The organism is Paucibacter soli (assembly GCF_037482845.1).
GTDB classification, from domain to species: domain Bacteria; phylum Pseudomonadota; class Gammaproteobacteria; order Burkholderiales; family Burkholderiaceae_C; genus Paucibacter_B; species Paucibacter_B soli.
Genome location: NZ_JBBHJW010000001.1, coordinates 820,645 through 839,514 on the forward strand (window position 1 = coordinate 820,645; position 18,870 = coordinate 839,514).

Genomic DNA, 18,870 nt, shown 5'->3' on the forward strand with positions numbered 1-18,870 from the left:
TGGAAATCACCACCGTTTCGGCTTCCCGAAAGCGTCTGCCGGGAACTTAAGCTCGGCGGCTTTAGCTACCTCTGCCAATGGCAGACCGTGCTGCTCTACGTACGCGTTCGAGCTGTCCAACGCTTCCCTGTTCTGGATGAGCCAGCGCATGCGCTCAACGTCCGCCGCGGACATCAATCCGTGGCGGTGCAGGTCCTCCGCTGTCTCAAGAAACTCGCGCGTTATACGGCTGTGCTCAACGCTGTCCCAGCTGCGCGTAGGCCAGTGCCGCCGCCGGCGGGCCGACCAATTTCCACGTGGAAATTTCTTCACGACTCAGCCCGTCTAAGCGCCTGCAGCGGCCACGGTTCCACCTCAAGCGTGTAGCCCTCATCGTCCTGAAATTCAACAAGCACCGGGTCTCCCTGGAGCATGTCGACAATCGTCCCGCGCTGTCCCACCTGGATGTCGCTGCCCGGCTGCATAACAACGGTTATCACTTCATCCAGGAGCTTCATGGTGCATCCCATTTCCGCGTGGAAATACTCGCGCACTGCGTCGGCATGGGCAGGTGTTAACCATGGCCACGACTCGACGATACGTGACCACTCGTCTTTTTCTAAGCATGCGAGTACCGTCGATGCCGGGAGCCGAGAGCCAGCCAGGCATGGCGTTCCTGCCATTATTTCGGGGTCCACGACGACGACAGGCGGGTGCTTGTCTGCCGCCCTGCGCCTATCAAAATGCGCTGCCACAGCGGCACGCCAGGCCGCAACGTCCCTCGAGCCGCTCAGCGCCTCCCACTCAGCAGCCGGCAGAAATGCTTGTGATTGCAGCTCCACCTGGCCGAAGAGACTCTTCAAAATGCTCTCTGGAAACTGTCGAGACTGCTCGAGCGTCATGAGAATCGCCAACGCCTCGGCTTCCGCGGAGGACATGGGCAGGAAGTGCTTTCGCAGGAACTCCGGGTCTGTTTTCATAGGTCGTCAAATTCACGGCGTTCCATGAACTCGCTGAGCTCGACCAACAGCGCGCCGCCCATGTGAGGGGCCGCGTTTATGCGAACAATGAGTTCCTCGTCGCTCACGTTGTCGCGGGCTTCCATGCGGGCCCGTTCTCTATCGCTCGCGCGAGCTTCGTTAACTGCCCGTTCCAGCTCCAGCAGCGCCGTTTCTAGCCCGCGGTTCGGCCAGTGCCGCCGGCGTCGCATCGAAAGTTTTCCACGTGGAAATCTCTTCATCGCTGTTTAATGCCATTGAGTAGTCCTAGCGCTCGGGCCAAGTCTCGCGGGAGCTCAACGGTAATCGCTGCGCCTCCATCTTTTAGAGTCCGAAGCTCTTCTACCTGTACGCCGTCGAGCTCGAGATAAACAGGTTCGCTGCCGTCACCGAACGGATATTCGTAGAGCCGGAAACCCGGCCTTGTCTCGGTCCGGTCGGCCCATCTGATTGTGACTTTTGCGCTCATTTTGTCTCCAAGTTTCCACGTGGAAATCGCTTCATAGCTCTTCCAAATCGCCGAACAAAAGGCCAGGGAAGGGCCCGTTCTGCCGCTTGTCCGCAGCGTTCCAAGGCTCAAGAATCGACACACCGCCACGCTCCCAGCTGCCAAGCTGCAACGGCAAGACATGACCCCGACCAAGCATGTGTACGGCGGGTTGGTCGCTGGCGTCGTGGTCCCGCAGCACGACAACGGCGCGTGGGTCCTGCAGGCGTAAGAGCTCAATCAATTCCGCAACTGTCAAAAGTACCTCCGGTTTCCGCGTGGAAATCGCTTCATTTGCGCACTCGAGGTTTCGGCTCGTCATCGCGCAGCAACTCGATAACTTGGCGCATGTGCTTGAGCACTCGCAAGTGCGAGCGCAAGGCTTGTTCACATAAACGCATGCTGGCGTCTAGCGCTTCAAGCAGCTCGGCACGCGTGCGCTGCTTTGACTGCCTCACAGCTTTGCCTCCGGGTGCTTATTGCTATCAGTGACCTGCTCCAGCAGCCCGTCCAGCGTCTCGCCGCCCAGCAGCCCCAGTTCCTGTGCCAATTCACGCTGCAGCGTGATGGTGACGGACGCACCGCCGCTAACGTCGCCGTCTTTTGACGCTTTGATAGCAACCTTGGTTACCTCATTGCCCCATGCCGCGCGACGCACGCGCTCGGCCCAGACCAGCAGGAGCTGCAGGTCCTCTTCTGACAGCTCACTTTCCACGTGGAAATAGCGTCGTGCATACCGTGCTGCGAGGTCACGGTCTTGAATCGACAAGCCCAGCTCTGCGCCACCGGACAAGGCAGTCGTTTCGTTTGGATGGTCCGCTTCCACCGCTGATGAGTACGCGCACAGTGCGATGTAGCCCGCGTTAAAGGCGCAATCGCATCGAGTCCTCATCGAGTTCTCCACCCTCTGCGCATCGGCAAGAGCCTCGTCCGAGAGGACTCTTTGCACCGCCGGTGAGGCTACAAATTCGGCTACTTCTCGCAACTGTGCCGTCGTGCCGGACGTCTCTGCCTGCGCGACTAGCGCCTTGATTTCGTCGGTGCTCATGCTCTCGATAGACGCGGCGATGCCGAGGCCTGGGTCGTCCAATAGCGTGTCAACAACTGGTCCCTGGCCCGCTGGCGCGGCTGCATCGATTGCAGCGTGTTGCTCGGGAGTGCGCGTCTTGAATGGGTCCATGTCCTCAATCTCTACGTGCCGCCCGTCAGGTGGCGCAAGCATGCCGGCCATGTCGAGCAATGACTTGTCCTTCGTGCGCCTCCGGTTTCCACGTGGAAAGTCGCGAATAGCGTACTCAGCAGGGTATGCCTGCGGGTTGCCGTCATCGTCGTCATCGGCGGACTCGGGCGGTGGATTTCCACGTAGAAATCTGCGTCCACGGAAGGGCCCAAAGTCAGTGTTAGTGGGTGGACGCTTGGCGCGCTCCCAGGCATTTACAAGCGGGTCGATGATGTACCCGAGCAAGCGGAAAATGAGGCCATCAGGTCCGAACATGTTCACGTATTTCCACGTGGAAACCGCTCCGCAGCCAGAACAGCAGCTGTGACGTCAAGCCATTCACTCTCCCCGAGCTGCTCGACGTACAGAGCCCAAACAACCTCTGCCAGGGGGTGCAGCCCCGGGACTCCTATTAGCTGGTACATGCGTCCACTTTGGGTTATTGCGCGCAGTTGCAGAGGGTCCAGTTCGACGAGCTGCGTTGTCACTCGAAACCCGCCCGAAGGCTTTGAGCCGACCAAGTGCCTGGCGCCGCTCGGCAGTGCACGAATCGACCAGCTGTGCAGCTGGGCATCGGGCTCATCTTCGACCCCGGCAGCCGGCCTTTGGTACACACCGAGTTCAGCCATGACGCTTTTTTCCACGTAGAAATCTCGCGGCCAGGCGCCGCATAAACTCCCTGCGCACGCCGTCGGGGTCGGTACGCTCTTGTTGCCGAAGGCGCATAAGCGTCAGGCGGCTGACACCGGTCAGCGCGTGGCCCGCGGGCGTGAGTTCGATGCGAGCGGGCTTCTTCATCGCTTCTTCTTCCGGCCAGGATTTACACGTGGAAAAGTTTCGTCGGGCGAGTCCAGCGCCGCCCGAATTTGCGGCCAGTGGCCTTCGTGCAAGCCCACGTTCTCTTGGCAAAGGACGAGCCGGCCGCGGTGGTGATGCCTCGAGTTTGGTAGACCTGTGCCGGAGTTCTCGTCGTCCAAAATCACATAGGCCTCGCCGCGGTGGTGCGCGTCAAGCCATCGGTCTATGGCGGCGGCGCGAGTCATTCCGCGGTCAGCTGGGGCCTCCCAGGAGGTGTGGAACCGTTCGGCCACGGTGGTCATGCCTGTGGCCCGGAAGAGCGCTTCGAAACCTGGGCGCTCCATGAATCGCAGCCAACTTGTGGTGATAACTACACGTGCGTCGAACTCGTCAACAGCGCGCAGCAGTACGACGACAGCTGGCGGATGGAAGAGCTTCTCGAATAGGTCGGCGGGCTTCGGGCCCGACGTCAAGACGTCATAGCCACCGTAGAGTTTGTTGGTGCAAATGACGTCGTCAAAGTCCAGAAACACGATTGGCTTAGACATTGCCCGCTTTCCACGTGGAAATATCGTCGGGCAGGACCTCGAACGAGTAGTAACGCCCAGGGTCGCGGCATCGCTCGATTTCGAGGGGTAGCCCCGGAGGTGTCGATAGCAACAGCTTGACGAACGGGTGCCCGTAGGCGCTCCGGAACGGGGGCGGGTCGTAGCGGGGTCGGGGATTCCTAGGCCTCCAGCGGGTCTCCCTGTGATGCCTGCGCTTTCTCATTTTCATGGGGAGATTGTCCCCAAGCAGCCCCCGTAAATCTAGGCCGCTAGCAGTGGTGTTTCGTGTAGCAGCAGTGCATGCCTGGAGCCACAGGTGAAGTCGAAGCCACTAGTCGTCTGTGGCTGACGGCGTCGCGTTGTTGACGCGCCGGCCGCGGCGCAGCTGGGCTGAACGCGTCTCGTCGAGCAGCAGCCGGTCCATCGCATCGAGCTCTTCAGGCTGGCCGTAGCTGGACTCATCTTTGTCAATGTTGAACGCTGCCGCGCTGCCATTCTTCAGTTTGACTGTGACTCGAGTACGGTTCGTGTCTACGAGGATGCTCGAAACGGCCTCAACAATGCGGGTGCGAAACAGGGCCCGGGCGCGAAACGCATCATCGAACTCAGGCGTACCAGGCGAGTACACATCAAGGTATGCGGGCAAGAACACTTCCAGCGCCTCGTCGAATGAAAATCCTGGGGGAGGAGCCTCCTCGAGCAGCACCGCTTCGAGCTCCCCCGACAGGCGCTTCTGTTCCGCGAGGAGCTCACGCAGGCGGTCGCTGAACTCAGCGCGCAGGTCAGGCGCATCTTCAATCGTTGCCAGAATGTTCTGCTTCTTCGTCGCTATCGACGACAGTTGAGCTTCAAGGGACAGCCGACGTTCGCTGTCCTGGTTCTCGCCGGCGGCAAGCATGTCGGGGATGTGCGTCAAAGCAAGCTCGACGAACTGGTGGTCAAAAAGGCGGGCGTTGATGTTGGGGCAGTCCGTTGTGCCGCGCACCCTGTTTGAACAGCCGTAGAGGGCATAGCCCTCTTGCGCACCAGAATTTTTGTTTAAGCGACGCCATGACCCACCACAGGCGCACTTCGCGATTCCCATCGCGTAGTTGAAATTGTTGTCGTCGCGCCGGCTTGGAAACTTGGATGCTTTGGCGCGAATCGCTTGCACCGCATAAAACTGGTCTTCTTCTATGACTCGCGGGTAGTAGTTACGAATCGGCTCTCCGGTTGGGACCCTCCCTCTCTCTTCATCGATGTGCGGCTGGAACTCGCCAATAACCGCCCTGTTCGTGAGAACGCGTTTTATCAGCGACATGTGCCAAGAGCCAACCTTGCCCGGCGCTGTGAGAGGCTTCGTATTTGCGTGGCGAACAAGCTTTGAGATGCCGTAGCCGGCTTGGGCAAGACTGTAAATCTCCCGAATTGCCGCTGCGCGGTCCTCCAAGACTACATATCGGCCCTCAACAACTTCTAGCCAATTCGGGCACTCGCCAGTAAATGCCTTCCCTGTCTCACGCGCTGCCGCGCGCCGCCGCGACCAGTTCTCTTTCGCGTAGTGACTCTTCAGCCGGCTCTCTTCCTGCGCCAGCTCAGCGAGCAGCGTCAGCTCGACAGACAAGAACCGCGGCATGGAATCTCGCTTAAACGGCTGCGCACGGTCCAGGAACAGAATCGAAAAATCGGCCGCCAGCAAGTCGTTCAGCATCGTCAGCAACGCGAAGCCGCCTTGGCGTGACGCTCGAGACACTGTTTCGCAGATGAACAAGCCACCCCTGTGTTTGCCTGCGCGGACATCCTTGAGAAATTGGCCTAGTACGCCGCTCTTGATGTGCAGCCCCGCGTACGCTGACAGACCCGGGTCTACCAGCCAAGTCACCTCGGATTTGTCTACGCCCAGGTCGACCAATCGCTTGAGCACGGCTTCCCGCTGCCGGTCGAGGCCAATGCCGTCTTGCTGCCCTTCGGACGAGATACGCAGGTACGCGTGTACAGAGGGAAAAACTTGCTTCTTGGTGACCATCGCTACATTCTAGTTGCCTATCTAGTTAGCATTAGACCAGCACCCTGGTGGGGCTGGCGGAGACCGAGGTCAAGGAGGCGCGCGAACGCGTGCGCGCCGCCCTGCTCAACAGTGGCCTGAGCTTTCCGCACAACCAGCGCATCACAGTGAACCTGGCGCCGGCGGACCTGCCCAAGGAGGGCGGGCGCTTCGATCTACCGATCGCGCTGGGCCTGCTGGCGGCCAGCGGCCAGATCGACGAGCGGCAGCTGCCCGAGCTTGAATGTGCAGGCGAGCTCTCGCTGGCCGGAGAGTTGCGCCCGGTGCGCGGCGCCATGGCGATGGCCTTGGCGCTGCGGCGCGAGGGCCAGGGGCGCCGGCTCCTGCTGCCGGTCACGAGCGCCCAGGAGGCGGCCCTGGTGCGCGGCGCGGCGGTCCACAGCGCCGGCCATCTGCTCGAGGTGGTGGCGGCGCTCGGCCCCGGCGGCGGCGGGCAACTGCCCTTGCCGATGCCGACCGCGCCGCCCCAGGCGGCAACGCCGGCGCCCGACCTCAGCGACATCAAGGGCCAGGCCGGCCCCAAGCGGGCCTTGGAGATTGCCGCTGCCGGAGGCCTGAGCCTGTTGCTGATCGGGCCGCCAGGCACCGGCAAGTCCATGTTGGCGCAGCGCCTGCCGGGCCTGCTCCCCGCGATGCAGGAGCATGAGGCGCTGGAATCGGCGGCGATGCTGAGCCTGGCCGGCCTGTTCACACCCGAGCGCTGGGGGCAGCGCAGCTTTCGCAGCCCCCACCACAGCGCGTCCAGCGCGGCCCTGGTGGGCGGAGGCTCGCCGCCGCGCCCCGGCGAGGTATCGCTGGCCTTGCACGGTGTGCTGTTCCTCGACGAGCTGCCCGAGTTCAGCCGCAGTGCCCTGGAGGCGCTGCGCGAGCCGATGGAGACCGGCCATATCCAGATCTCGCGCGCTGCCAGGCAATCGGAGTTTCCGGCCGACTTCCAGCTGATCGCGGCCATGAACCCCTGCCCCTGCGGCCACGCCGGCAGCCTGGTGCAGAGCTGCCGCTGCCGGCCCGAGCAGATTGCACGCTACCAGGGGCGGCTCAGCGGCCCGTTTCTAGACCGGCTGGACCTGCTGGTCGAGGTGCCCGTGCTGCCGGCCCAGGTCTTGGCAGCGGCCAGCGAGGGCGACTCCAGCGCTGTGGTAGCCGCCCGCGTGGCGCGCACCAGGGAACTGGCGCTGGCGCGTCAGGGCTGCAGCAATGCCAGGCTGAGCGTCAAGCAGCTCGACAGCGTGGCCCGCATCGACCAGACCACTGCCGACTTCATGCACAGGGCAGCGCAACGCCTCGCCTGGTCGGCACGCAGCTATCACCGCGTGCTGAGAGTGGCGCGCACCGTGGCGGACCTGGACGGCAGCGCAGACATTGCCATCTGCCACCTGAGCGAAGCAATTCAGTGGCGACGCGGCCTCGGCCGCATGAGTTGAGCCCCGGTTCAGCGCTCCAAGCCACGCCGACGCAGATAGCAGCCGACGGCCAGCAGGCCCGCAATCAGCATCACGGCCGGATCGGGTTCGGGCACGGGATGGGTCACTTCCAGGGTGGAGAGCCCGGTAAAGGCCGAGCCGAAAGCGCCGAACTGCCACTGGTGCGCCTGCAGATGCTGGGGCGCCGCGCCCGGCAGGCCCAGATGGTCATCGACACCGGCTTGCGAGAACGAGGCAAAGGGTGCGAACACGCCCGCCAGCAGATGCGGCGCCTCGATGGTTTCGCCATGCGGGCCGGACAGATGCTGGTACCAGCCGCTCACGGTCCACTGGTTGTTGGCAAAGGTGGCCGTCAACTCGGCGTCCCAGAACACGCCGTTGTAGGTGGCGGTGCCACCGGCCGCATTCCAGCTCCAGCCCAGGCTCAGGTCGGTGAGCGTGTCGACAAAGGAGGTGACGCTGTTGGCCGCATACACCGGCGCCAGACCCATCAGGCCTGCCATGGAGGCCGCCAGAGCGGCGTTGCGAAACTGTGGCTTCACGGTTTGTCCCCTTCCGGGGCCGTGGCCGCCCCGTCTGCGGATACTAGGTCTGCGCGGGATCGCCTGCCACCCCTAACAGGGCCGGACGTCACAAGCAAACGAAGGGCCGCTCCCGAGTTTGCTTGCCCCCCTCGGGGGGCCTGACGCGAAGCGGCAGGTCTGGGGGCGCTCACTGCCGCGTGAGCTGCCCATCGTGCTCCAGCACCAGATCGCCCACGCGCAGCTGCGGATCCTGGCTGCGCTCGAAGGTGCGCGTGCTGCCGTCCTTGTACGTGAGGCGCACGATCCAGACCTTGTGCGACTTGCTGCGCTTTTCGATCTCGTTGCCGGCATAGCCGCCGGCCACCGCACCGCCGACGGTGGCGAGCTTCTTGCCATTACCGCCGCCCACCTGGTTGCCCAGCAGGCCGCCCACCACCGCGCCGCCGATCACGCCCAGGCCGCTGGCCTTGCCCTGGCGTTCCTCGCTGCGGACATCGGTCACGCTGGCGCACTCATGGCAGGTCTTGGCGGCGGCCGCTTTGGCCGCAGGCTTGGCCGAGGGTGCCGCCTGCGCCGGCACCGCATCGGGCGCGGGTTGCGACTGCGAACGGCCGACCGCATAGGCGCCGCCCAGCATCAGCGCGGCCACGGCCACGCCGGCAACGATCTGACTGGACTTGATGGACATGGACTTCATCCTTTTTCATTCATGGCCCTCAAGGGCCGGGGGCGTCAGCATGCCAGCCGGCGCAGCCCATCCGCGCAAGTGCTCAGGCCAATTTGTAAACGCTTGTGATCAGAGCAGCGGCGCCAGTGCACGCCGCGCCGCCGCCTCGTCCAAAGCGCAGCGCTGCGCCCAGTCCTGTAGCTGATCGGCGCCGATGCGGCCGACATTGAAATAGCTCGCCTCGGGGTGCGAGAAATAGAAGCCCGAGACGCTGGCCGCCGGCGTCATCGCCATCGCATCGGTGAGGCCCATGCCGATCTCCTCGGGCGCAAGCACCCGGAACAGATCGCGCTTGACCAGATGGTCCGGGCAGGCCGGATAGCCCGGCGCCGGCCGGATGCCGCGGTACTGCTCGGCGATCAGGGCCTCGTTGGGCAGGGCCTCGTCGGCCGCATAAGCCCAAAGTTCCATGCGCACACGCTGATGCAGGCGCTCGGCAAAGGCCTCGGCCAGGCGGTCGGCCAGGGCCTTCAACATGATGGCCGAGTAGTCGTCGTGGTCGGCCATGAACTGGGCTTCCTTTTTCTCCACGCCCAGGCCGGCCGTCACCGCGAAGAGGCCGATGTAATCCGGCACGCCGCCTTTCGCCGCGATGTAGTCGGCCAGGCAGCGATTCGGCCGCAGCTCGCCATCCACCACGGGCCGCTCGGACTGCATGCGCAGGCCGCGCCATGTCATCAGCACCTCGCTGCGGCTCTCGTCGCTGTAGATCTCGATGTCGTCGTCGTTCACCTGGGCGGCCGGGTAGATGCCCATCACGCCGCTGGCCTGCAGCCAGCGACCCTCGATGAGGCGCTGCAGCATGCGTTTGCCGTCGCTGAAGACGCGCTGCGCCTCGCTGCCGACCAGCTCGTCCATGAGGATGTCGGGGAACTTGCCGGCCAGGTCCCAGGTCTGGAAGAAGGGCGCCCAATCGATGCAGGCGGCCAGCTCGGCCAGGTCGTAGTTCTTGAACACGCGCCGGCCAATGAACTTGGGCCTGGGCGGCTGGTAACGGGCCCAGTCCAATTGGGTCTTGTTGGCACGCGCCTGCGCAAGCGTCACCAGCGGCGTCTGCTTCTTGCTGGCATGCAGCGCGCGCACCTTGTCGTAGTCGCTCTTGAGCTCATCGATGAAGCGTGTGGCGCGCTCGTCCGAGAGCAGCTCTGAGCACACGCCCACCGAGCGCGAGGCATCCGGCACATAGACCACCGGCCCCTCGTAATGCGGCGAGATCTTCACCGCGGTGTGCACCCGGCTGCAGGTGGCGCCGCCGATCAAGAGCGGGATCTTCTTCATGCGGAAATAGTCGTCGCGCTGCATCTCGGCCGCCACATGCTGCATCTCCTCCAGGCTGGGCGTGATCAGGCCCGAGAGGCCGATGATGTCGGCCCCTTCGACCTTGGCCTTGGCCAGGATGTCCTGGCAGGGCACCATCACGCCCATGTTCACGACCTCGAAGTTGTTGCACTGCAGGACCACCGTGACAATGTTCTTGCCGATGTCGTGCACATCGCCCTTCACCGTAGCGATGACGATCTTGCCCTTGGGCTTGACGTCGCCGCCGGCCGCGGCGAGCTGGCGCTTCTCTTCCTCGATATAGGGCACCAGGTGGGCCACCGCGCTCTTCATCACGCGCGCGCTCTTGACCACCTGGGGCAGGAACATCTTGCCGGCGCCGAAGCGGTCGCCGACGATGTTCATGCCCGCCATCAGCGGGCCCTCGATCACATGCAGGGGCCGGCCGCCCTTGGCCAGGATGGCCTGGTAGGCCTCCTCGGTGTCCTCGTTGATGAAGTCGGTGATGCCATGCACCAGCGCATGCGAGAGCCGCTCCTCCACCGTGCCGGCACGCCAGGCCAGGCGCGCGGAATCGTCCTTGGCCGCGCCCTTGGCGCTCTCGGCCACCTCGATCAGGCGTTCGCCGGAATCCGCACGGCGGTTCAGCACCACGTCCTCGACGCGCTCGCGCAGCACCGGCTCGAGATCGTCGTAGACGCCGATCATGCCGGCGTTGACGATGCCCATGTCCATGCCCGCCTGGATCGCGTGGTACAGGAACACGGTGTGGATGGCCTCGCGCACCGGCTCGTTGCCGCGGAAGGAAAAGCTTACGTTCGAGACCCCGCCGCTGACCTTGGCGCCCGGCAGGTTCTCTTTGATCCAGCGCGTGGCGTTGATGAAGTCCACCGCGTAGTTGTCGTGCTCCTCGATGCCGGTGGCGATGGCGAAGATATTCGGGTCGAAGATGATGTCCTCGGGGTCGAAGCCCACCTCGTCCACCAGGATGCGGTAAGCGCGCGCGCAGATCTCGGTCTTGCGCGCGAAGGTGTCGGCCTGGCCCTTCTCGTCAAAGGCCATCACCACCGCCGCGGCGCCGTAGCGGCGCACCAGCTTGGCCTGGCGCTTGAACTCGGCCTCGCCCTCCTTGAGCGAGATCGAGTTGACGATGCCCTTGCCCTGGATGCACTTGAGCCCGGCCTCGATCACCTCCCACTTGGACGAGTCGATCATGATGGGCACACGCGCGATCTCGGGCTCGGACGCGATCAGGTTCAGGAAGCGCACCATCGCGGCCTTGCTGTCCAGCATGGCCTCGTCCATATTGATGTCGATCACCTGGGCGCCGTTCTCGACCTGCTGGCGCGCCACCGCCAGCGCTTCCTCGAACTGGCCGTTCAGGATCAGGCGCGCAAAGGCCTTGGAGCCGGTGACATTGGTGCGCTCGCCGATGTTGACGAACAGGGTGCCGGCGCCAATCTGCACCGGCTCCAGGCCCGAGAGCTTCATCGGTGCGGGGGCGGACTGGCGGGTGGATTCGGTCATGGCGGCCTCGATGGAGAAGGCCGCGAACTCACCGCGGCCACAAAAAATCATGGTTCGGTGAGCGTCGTTGCTGAGCCGGCGGGTGCGCCGGGCTCCGGTCCGAGCCTGGCGGCGCCTGGGTGGGCAAGCCGTCGCAACGCTCCTCGAACCGTGGGAGATTTTACGCTGAAGCCCAGGGAAGCCACCCTGGCCGGACGGGGCGGCTCAAGCTTATGCTCGCGACAACCGAAAATCAGCTGTGCCCTTGCCATCGCCGGGGGCTGCTGAACGCCACATCTTGGACCTGATACACCTACCACCCAAAGCCCTGCGCGTCGGCCAGGTGCTGACCTTTGCCGTGCGCGACGCCGAGGGCAAGCTGCTGTTCGCCGCCGGCCAGGTGCTGCCCAACACGCCGCTGGTGCATGCGCTGATTGAGCGCGGCGCCTATGCCTTGGCGCATGAGACCAAGGAGTATCAGCGCGCCCTGGCGCACAAGATGGACACCATGATGCTGCAGGGCGCGGCGCTCAAGGACATCGTCAAGGCCGAGGCCGAATTCCGCCCCGACCGCGGGCCGCGCGCCGCCGACCTGAGCGAGACCGCCGCCTGGGCCGATCTGCAGCTGCATGCGCGCAGCCTGCTGCGCGATCCGCGGCGCGAGGATTTTCTGCAGCGCCTGCAGATCCTGCATGACGCCGCATTGGCGCGGCTGCAGCAGCATCCCGATGCGGTGCTGACCCTCTTGGTTTTCGACGCCAGCCAGGGCCACCAGGACTACAGCTCGCGTCACGCCATGCTGAGCCTGTGCCTGGCTGATTTGCTGGGCCGGCAACTGGGCCTGGATCAGGTCGAGCAAGGCGCGCTGACCCATGCCGCCCTGACGATGAACATCAGCATCACCGCCATCCAGGATCGCTTTGCGGCCCAGGAGGACAAGCTCAACAACCGCCAGCGCGACGATCTGCTTGGCCATGGGGATCGCAGCGCCGAGTTGCTGCGCGGCCTGGGCGTGAGCGACGAACTCTGGCTGGGCGCCGTGCGCCTGCACCACGACGCCGGCCCCGGCCCGCTGGCCGGGCGTGCGCCGGCCGAGCAACTCGCCCGCCTGCTGCGCCGCATCGACATCTTTGGCGCCCGGCTCAGCCCGCGACGCTCGCGCAAGGCCATGTCGGGCGCGGCCGCGGCGCGCGCGGTGTTCCTGGACGAGTTGCAGCAGCCCGATGCCGCCGGCTCCACCCTGGTCAAGGTGGTGGGGCTCTATCCGCCCGGCTCGCTGGTGCGCCTGGCCAATGGCGAGCTGGGCATCGTGGTGAAACGCGGCCACAGCGCCACCGAACCCGTGGTCGCCTCCCTGTTGGGCAAGAGCGGCGCGCCGCTGAGCGATCCGGTGCCGCGCGATACCCGCCTGGCCAGCCAGGCCATTGCCGCCAGCCTGGCTCCGCACGAACTCAGGCTGTTCGTCAACATGGACAAGCTGCTGAAGGTGGCTTGATGGATCGGATCAGGCCTCGGCCATCAGCCCGCTGAAAAACTTGGCGCCGCAGGCGCGCGGCTGGTAGGCCGAGACGTTCTTGGCGATCGCCGCGATATGCGCCGGCGTGGTGCCGCAGCAGCCACCGGCGATGTTCAGAAAGCCGCTCCTGGCGAAATCGGCCATCAGGCTGCCGGTGACCTCGGGAGTCTCGTCGAAGCCGGTATCGCTCATCGGATTGGGCAGGCCGGCGTTCGGATAGCAGCTGATCGCAGTGGCGCCCGCCGCCTTGGCCAGCTCCTCGATATAGGGCCGCATCAGGGTCGCACCGAGCGCGCAGTTCAGGCCGATCGCCAGCGGTTTGGCATGGCGCACCGAATGCCAGAAGGCGGTCACGGTCTGGCCCGAGAGGATGCGGCCCGAGGCGTCGGTGACGGTGCCCGAGATGATCACCGGCAGGCGCTCGCCCGTGTCCTCCATCAGCTCGTCGAGCGCAAAGATCGCGGCCTTGGCGTTCAGGGTGTCGAAGATGGTCTCGACCAGGAACAGGTCCACGCCGCCATCGAGCAAGCCCTTGGCCTGCTCGTAATAGGCGGCGCGCAAGGTGTCGAAATCGACGTTGCGGGCGCCCGGGTCGTTCACGTCCGGGCTGATGCTGGCGGTGCGCGGCGTCGGGCCCAGGGCGCCGGCGGCAAAGCGCGGCTTCTCCGGCGTGCTGTACTTGGCGCAGGCCTCGCGGGCGATGCGCGCCGCCGCCACGTTCAGCGCGTAGGCATGGTCCTGCAGGCCATAGTCCTCCTGCGCCACCGAGGTCGAGCCAAAGGTATTGGTCTCGATGATGTCGGCGCCGGCGGCCAGGTATTGCTCATGGATCTCGCGCACCACCTCGGGCTTGGTGAGCGGCAGCAGGTCGTTGTTGCCCTTCAAGTCCTTGGGGTGGGCGGCGAACTGCGTGCCGCGGAAATCCGCCTCGCCCAGCTTGTAGCGCTGGATCATCGTGCCCATCGCACCGTCGAGGATGAGGATGCGTTGCTGCAGAAGCTCGGGCAGCTGGGCGCCGCGCGTATAGCCTTGGGGGGTGGATGCGTTCATGGCGGCATTGTAGAAAACCCGGCAAGACCTCATGCGGCGCTGGCCCAACCGTTACCATGCCGCCGCCATGTACGCGAAATTCTTCGGCCTCGGCCAGGAGCCCTTCTCGATCGCGCCCGACCCTCGCTACCTGTTCATGAGCGAGCGTCACCGCGAGGCGCTGGCGCATCTGCTCTATGGCCTGCGCGGCGGCGGCGGCTTCGTGCTGCTGACCGGCGAGATCGGCGCCGGCAAGACCACCGTGTGCCGCTGCTTCCTGGAGCAGATCCCGCCGCGCTGCAACGTGGCCTACATCTTCAACCCCAAGCTCGGCGTGATCGAGCTGCTGAAGACGGTGTGCGAGGAGTTCCACATCCCGCCTGTGCCCGCCGCGGGCGGCGTCGAGACGGTCAAGCAATACCTCGACCCGCTCAATGAGTTCCTGCTCCGGACACATGCGGTGGGTCAGAACAATGTGCTCATTATCGACGAGGCCCAGAACCTCTCGGCCGAGGTGCTGGAGCAGCTGCGCCTGCTCACCAATCTGGAGACCAGCGAGCGCAAGCTGCTGCAGATCATCCTGATCGGCCAGCCCGAGCTGCGCGGCATGGTGGCTGCGCCGGCGCTGGAGCAGCTGGCGCAGCGCGTGATCGCACGCTTCCATCTGCAGGCGCTCAGCGCCGCCGAGACGGCGCAGTATGTGCAGCACCGGATGGAGGTTGCCGGCCTCGCCGGCCCCTCGCCCTTTGACGCCAGCGCGCTGCGGCGCGTGCACCAACTCGCGCGCGGCGTGCCACGTCGCATCAACCTGCTGTGCGACCGCGCCCTGCTCGGCGCCTATGCGCAAGGCCAGCGGCAGGTGAAGCGCGCCACCCTCAACAAGGCCGCGGCCGAGGTGTTCGATCAGGCCGGCCCAGCGAGCCGGCGCCCGCTGCGCTGGATCGGGGCGCTGGGCCTGGCCCTGGCCGCAGCCGGCGCCAGCGCGCTGCTGCTGCGCGCCCAGGCACCGGAACCACGGCCATCGGAAGCAAGGCCGGCGCTGCCAAGGCCGGCACCGGCCGCCAGCGCAGCCGCCAGCGCGGCGGCCAGCAGCGCGCTGGCCGCGCACATCAGCCTGGCCTGGCGCAGCGAGCATGCCGCCTGGCAAGACCTGGCCCCGGCCTGGCAGGCCAGGCTGGCGCCCGACGAGTCCGAGCCCTGCGCGGCCTTCAAGCGCGTGCAGCTGGCCTGCTTCAGGAGCGAAGCCGGCATGAGCGCACTGCGCCTCATGGGCCGCCCCGCCATCCTCACGCTGCGCGATGCCGCCGGCAAGGCCTCGTACGTGACCCTGGTGGGGCTGCAAGGCCAGACCGCCACGGTGCGCGCCGGCGGCCAGCGCGAGCAGGTGAGCCTGGCCACCCTGGCCAGGCAATGGCAGGGCGAGTTCGCCACGCTGTGGCGGCTGCCCGAGGGCTATGCGGGCAAGCTGGCCGCCGGCCATGAGGCCGGCTGGCTCGCCGCCCTGCTGGCCAAGGCGCTGGACGAGCCGGCGCCCACGGCCGGCTCGCGGCCGCTGGACGCTGCGCTGCAGGCGCGCGTGGCCGCGTTCCAGCGCAGCCAGGGGCTCAGGGTCGACGGCCTGATCGGGCCGGTCACGCTGATGCAGCTCAACCGCGCGGCGGGTGTCCAGGAACCACGGCTGGACGAGCTTCCGGCCGCGGCGCCATAAGAGCAGGGCCGAAGCATGTCCTACATTCTCGACGCCCTGCGCCGTGCCGAGTCCGAACGCGAACGCGGCCAGGTGCCCGGCGTGCATGCCCAGCCGGCGGCGGCCGGCACGGCCCCCAAGCCCGGGCCTGCGCGCTTCTGGCTCGCCAGCCTGGCGGCCGCGCTGGGCCTGTTGCTGCTGGGCGCGCTGGCGGCACGCTGGTCGGCCACGCCACCCCCTACACCCCCTACAGCCCCTACAGCCCCTGCACCCGCTGCACCCCTGCCCACGCCAGCGCCGCGCGTTGCGCCGCCGCCTGCCCCCGAGCTGGTCAGCTTGCCAGCGAACAGCGTGCCGGCCCTGGTCGCAGCACCCGCGCCGCGCCCCGCCGCGCAGCCTGTTGCGCAGCCTGTTGCGCTGAGCGCCCTGCCCGAGGCGCTGCGGCGCCAGCTGCCGCCGCTGGCAACCGGCGGCGCGATGTACTCGGAAACACCGGCCAAGCGCATGCTCATCATCAACGGCCAGCTCTACCAGGAAGGCGCCACGGTGGCGCCGGGCCTGCTACTGGAGCAGATCAGGCTCAACAGCGCGGTGCTGGTGTTCCAGGGCCAACGTTTTCGCATCAGCTACTGACGCAAGAGTTGGCCGGCCCCTGTGCGCGTAAGATCGCCGCTAGGAGGCCATCACCATGGGCATACGCAGTCGCACGCTGACTCTTGCTGCCAGCGCGGCCGCGCTGCTCTTGCTGCCGCTGCTGGCGCAGCAGTTCGGCCAAGGCCCGGTGCGCATCATCGACCAGGCCCTGCTGTATGTGCTGCTGGCACTTGGCATGAACATCGTGGTGGGCTATGCCGGCCTGCTCGATCTGGGCTATGCCGCCTTCTACGCGCTTGGCGCCTATGTGTTTGCGCTGCTGTGTTCGCCGCATCTGAGCGAGCAGTTCGGCGCGGTGCATGCCTGGTTTCCGCAGGGCCTGCATGCGCCCTGGTGGCTGGTGATACCGCTGGGTGCGGGCCTGGCCGCGCTGCTGGGCGTGCTGCTGGGCACGCCGACGCTCAAGCTGCGCGGCGACTACCTGGCTGTCGTCACGCTGGCCTTTGGCGAGGTGGTGCGGCTGTTCATCGTCAATCTGCGCCACCCCGTCAACCTGACCAACGGCGCGCATGGCATCAGCCAGATCGACGACATCCACTTCTTCGGCATCGACATGGGCCAGCGGCAAAACCTGCTGGGCCTGGTGCTGCCGCCCGTGACGCTGTACTACTACCTGTTCCTGGCCCTGGTGCTGATCAGCCTGCTGGTGTGCCTGCGGCTGGAGCGCTCACGCATAGGCCGCGCCTGGATGGCGATTCGCGAGGACGAGCTGGCAGCCACCGCGATGGGCATCCACACGCGCACGCTCAAGCTCTACGCCTTCGGCATGGGCGCGACCTTTGGCGGCGTGGCGGGGGCGATGTTCGGCGCCTTCCAGGGCTTTGTGTCGCCCGAATCCTTCAGCCTGAACGAGTCCATCCTGATCGTCGCCATGGTGGTGCTGGGCGGCATCGGCCACCTCCCCGGCGTGGTGCTGGGTGCGCTGCTGCTGTCGGCGCTGCCGGAGGTGCTGCGCTATGTGGCGGGCCCGCTGCAGGCGCTCACTGACGGCCGCCTGGACGCGCCCATCCTGCGTCAGCTGCTGGTGGCGCTGGCGATGCTGGGCGTGATGCTGCTGCGCCCGCGCGGGCTGTGGGCGCTGCCCGAGCATGGCAGGGCGGCGCCGGCTCGCGTCGGCCCCTGAGCCCACTTCCCCGCTCAGTAGAGCGTCGCGTTCTGGCGCTCCTGCAAGGCGGCGTCATAGGCCGCGCCGTCGATGCTGCCGCTGAGCGTCTGCAGGATCAGCCCCGGCGAGGGTAGGCGGCTGCGCTCGAGCTGCGCCGCGGCGTCCCAGAGGCCGGAGCGCTTGATGGCGCGGGCACATTGGAAGAACACCAGCTTCACCGCTATCACCAGCACCGAGCGCGGCAGCTGGCCGTCCACCTCGAAGCGCTGCAAGAGCGCGGGCGCGGTGCTGATGCGCGCCAGGCCGTTCACGCGCAAGGCCTCGCCCACGCCGGGGATCAGGAACAGCAGCGCCACCTCGGGGTCGTGCAGCACATTGCGCAGGCTGTCGATGCGCATGTTGCCGCGCCGGTCGGGCAGCAGCAAGGTGTGCGCGTCGGCCACCTGCACAAAGCCGGGCCGGTCGCCGCGCGGCGAGGTGTCCAGGCCGCGCGGGCTGCGCGTGGCCAGCACCGCAAAGGGCGCGGCCTCGATATAGGGCCGGTAGAGCGCATGGATGTGGTCGCACTCCTTGCTGGTGGCGGTACCGCCCGGCCAGCCGTAGAGGCCGCGCAATTGCTCCGCGTCGCTGACGTCGTGGCTGCGGTCCAGCCAAGCTGCTTGTGCTTCGCTCATAGCCCGCCAAACACCTTCTTCAGGATCGCACTGCCGGTGCCCAGCGGATCCTGGCGGATCTTCTTTTCCTCTTCGGCGATCATGAAGTAAAGGCCGTCCAGCGCGCGTGCGGTCACGTATTGCTGGATGTTGGCATCCTCCTCGCGCAGCAGGCCAAAACCCGCGGCCTTGCCGGCCACGGCGTTGTATTTGTCGGCCAGGCCCTGCTTCTCGGTGGCGCGGGTGACGATGGGCAGGAACTTCTGTGCCAGCGGCGCGCGCGTCTTGGCGGCGAAGAACTGCGTCACCGCATCGTCGCCACCGCGCACGATCCTGACGGCGTCCTCCACGCTCATGGACTTGACCGCGCCCACCAGCAGCTGCCGCGCCTCGGGCATGGCGGCCTCGGCGGCGCGGTTCATCGCCGTCACCAGTTCGTCGAGCTTTCTGCCCTGGCCGGTGGCCTTGAGCAGCTTGGCCGCGTCCTTCAGATAACCGGGTAGTTCAATGCGCACCGCCGGGTTGCCCAGAAAGCCGTCGCTGCGTCCCAGGGCCGCCACCGCCGCCTGCGCGCCACGCTCCAGCGCCGCACGCACGCCGCTGGCGGCATCGCCCTCGCCCAGCGCCTGGGCGGCGCCCAGGGGCAGCCAGCCGGCGGCCAGCATCAGCATGGTTCGTCTTTGCATTGCCTTCA

The 18,870-nt window shown here is 66.1% G+C and carries 17 protein-coding genes, 1 pseudogene and 1 riboswitch; of the genes and pseudogenes, 5 read left to right on the top strand and 13 right to left on the bottom strand.

The annotated features are described in order from the left end of the window. Nucleotides 1–6 precede the first annotated feature (6 nt). From WG898_RS25285 to WG898_RS03895, 7 genes are all read right to left on the bottom strand, one after another. Entirely contained in the window at nt 7–174 is a 168-nt protein-coding gene (locus WG898_RS25285) for a type II toxin-antitoxin system CcdA family antitoxin (protein WP_444718899.1), read from the bottom strand. A 134-nt stretch (nt 175–308) separates the two neighbouring features. Next, entirely contained in the window at nt 309–959 is a 651-nt protein-coding gene (locus tag WG898_RS03870) for a DUF433 domain-containing protein (protein WP_339601426.1), read from the bottom strand. Then, nucleotides 956–1,084 (bottom strand): hypothetical protein, encoded by a 129-nt coding sequence (locus WG898_RS03875; RefSeq protein WP_339601427.1) that lies wholly within the window; start codon nt 1,082–1,084, stop codon nt 956–958. The genes WG898_RS03870 and WG898_RS03875 overlap by 4 nt, the downstream gene beginning before the upstream one ends. A gap of 834 nt (nt 1,085–1,918) precedes the next feature. Further along, nucleotides 1,919–2,965, bottom strand: a complete 1,047-nt coding sequence (locus WG898_RS03880; RefSeq protein ID WP_339601428.1) for a hypothetical protein — start codon at nt 2,963–2,965, stop codon at nt 1,919–1,921. 339 nt (nt 2,966–3,304) lie between these two features. Continuing rightward, on the bottom strand, nt 3,305–3,481 hold the full coding sequence (locus WG898_RS03885) for a hypothetical protein (protein ID WP_339601429.1): 177 nt from the start codon (nt 3,479–3,481) through the stop codon (nt 3,305–3,307). Beyond that, nucleotides 3,478–4,029, bottom strand: coding sequence for an HAD domain-containing protein (locus tag WG898_RS03890; protein WP_339601430.1), 552 nt, complete (start codon nt 4,027–4,029; stop codon nt 3,478–3,480). The genes WG898_RS03885 and WG898_RS03890 overlap by 4 nt, the downstream gene beginning before the upstream one ends. 331 nt (nt 4,030–4,360) lie before the next feature. Then, nucleotides 4,361–6,034, bottom strand: coding sequence for a recombinase family protein (locus WG898_RS03895; RefSeq protein WP_339601431.1), 1,674 nt, complete (start codon nt 6,032–6,034; stop codon nt 4,361–4,363). A gap of 41 nt (nt 6,035–6,075) precedes the next feature. Here WG898_RS03895 and WG898_RS03900 point away from each other — a divergent pair. Continuing rightward, a pseudogene (locus WG898_RS03900) lies at nt 6,076–7,497 on the top strand (YifB family Mg chelatase-like AAA ATPase); the annotation flags it as partial. Between the two features lie 8 nt (nt 7,498–7,505). Here WG898_RS03900 and WG898_RS03905 read toward each other — a convergent pair. From WG898_RS03905 to metH, 3 genes are all read right to left on the bottom strand, one after another. Then, complete coding sequence (locus WG898_RS03905; protein ID WP_339601432.1) at nt 7,506–8,039, bottom strand: hypothetical protein; 534 nt, start codon at nt 8,037–8,039, stop codon at nt 7,506–7,508. Nucleotides 8,040–8,208: 169 nt separating this feature from the next. Further along, complete coding sequence (locus tag WG898_RS03910) at nt 8,209–8,709, bottom strand: glycine zipper 2TM domain-containing protein (protein WP_339601433.1); 501 nt, start codon at nt 8,707–8,709, stop codon at nt 8,209–8,211. Between the two features lie 108 nt (nt 8,710–8,817). Continuing rightward, nucleotides 8,818–11,553, bottom strand: coding sequence for a methionine synthase (gene metH, locus WG898_RS03915; RefSeq protein WP_339601614.1), 2,736 nt, complete (start codon nt 11,551–11,553; stop codon nt 8,818–8,820). A 52-nt stretch (nt 11,554–11,605) separates the two neighbouring features. Then, a riboswitch (S-adenosyl-L-homocysteine riboswitch) is annotated at nt 11,606–11,704 on the bottom strand. 126 nt (nt 11,705–11,830) lie between these two features. On the opposite strand from metH, the gene WG898_RS03920 reads away from it, so the two are divergent. Continuing rightward, a complete protein-coding gene (locus tag WG898_RS03920; protein WP_339601434.1) occupies nt 11,831–13,027 on the top strand; it encodes an HD-GYP domain-containing protein in 1,197 nt (398 codons plus the stop codon). 9 nt (nt 13,028–13,036) lie between these two features. Here WG898_RS03920 and WG898_RS03925 read toward each other — a convergent pair whose 3' ends face one another. After that, on the bottom strand, nt 13,037–14,098 hold the full coding sequence (locus WG898_RS03925) for a homocysteine S-methyltransferase family protein (protein ID WP_339601435.1): 1,062 nt from the start codon (nt 14,096–14,098) through the stop codon (nt 13,037–13,039). 67 nt (nt 14,099–14,165) lie between these two features. Between WG898_RS03925 and WG898_RS03930 the strand changes: the two genes are divergently transcribed. Genes WG898_RS03930 through WG898_RS03940 form a run of 3 tightly spaced genes read left to right on the top strand, consistent with a single transcriptional unit; the run spans nt 14,166 to nt 17,541 of the window. Next, entirely contained in the window at nt 14,166–15,785 is a 1,620-nt protein-coding gene (locus tag WG898_RS03930; protein ID WP_339601436.1) for an ExeA family protein, read from the top strand. 15 nt (nt 15,786–15,800) lie between these two features. Continuing rightward, complete coding sequence (locus tag WG898_RS03935; RefSeq protein ID WP_339601437.1) at nt 15,801–16,397, top strand: general secretion pathway protein GspB; 597 nt, start codon at nt 15,801–15,803, stop codon at nt 16,395–16,397. A 55-nt stretch (nt 16,398–16,452) separates the two neighbouring features. Continuing rightward, the gene (locus tag WG898_RS03940; protein ID WP_339601438.1) at nt 16,453–17,541 is read left to right on the top strand and encodes a branched-chain amino acid ABC transporter permease; all 1,089 of its coding nucleotides are present in this window, start codon (nt 16,453–16,455) and stop codon (nt 17,539–17,541) included. Nucleotides 17,542–17,555: 14 nt separating this feature from the next. Here the strand turns inward: WG898_RS03940 and WG898_RS03945 are convergent, their stop codons facing one another. Both WG898_RS03945 and WG898_RS03950 read right to left on the bottom strand, forming a co-directional pair. After that, nucleotides 17,556–18,197 (bottom strand): pyridoxamine 5'-phosphate oxidase family protein, encoded by a 642-nt coding sequence (locus WG898_RS03945; RefSeq protein ID WP_339601439.1) that lies wholly within the window; start codon nt 18,195–18,197, stop codon nt 17,556–17,558. Then, nucleotides 18,194–18,862 carry a DUF4197 domain-containing protein gene (locus WG898_RS03950; protein ID WP_444718900.1) on the bottom strand — a complete coding sequence of 223 codons (669 nt, stop codon included), beginning with the start codon at nt 18,860–18,862 and terminating at the stop codon, nt 18,194–18,196. Before WG898_RS03950 ends, WG898_RS03945 begins: the two co-directional genes overlap by 4 nt. Nucleotides 18,863–18,870 lie beyond the last annotated feature (8 nt).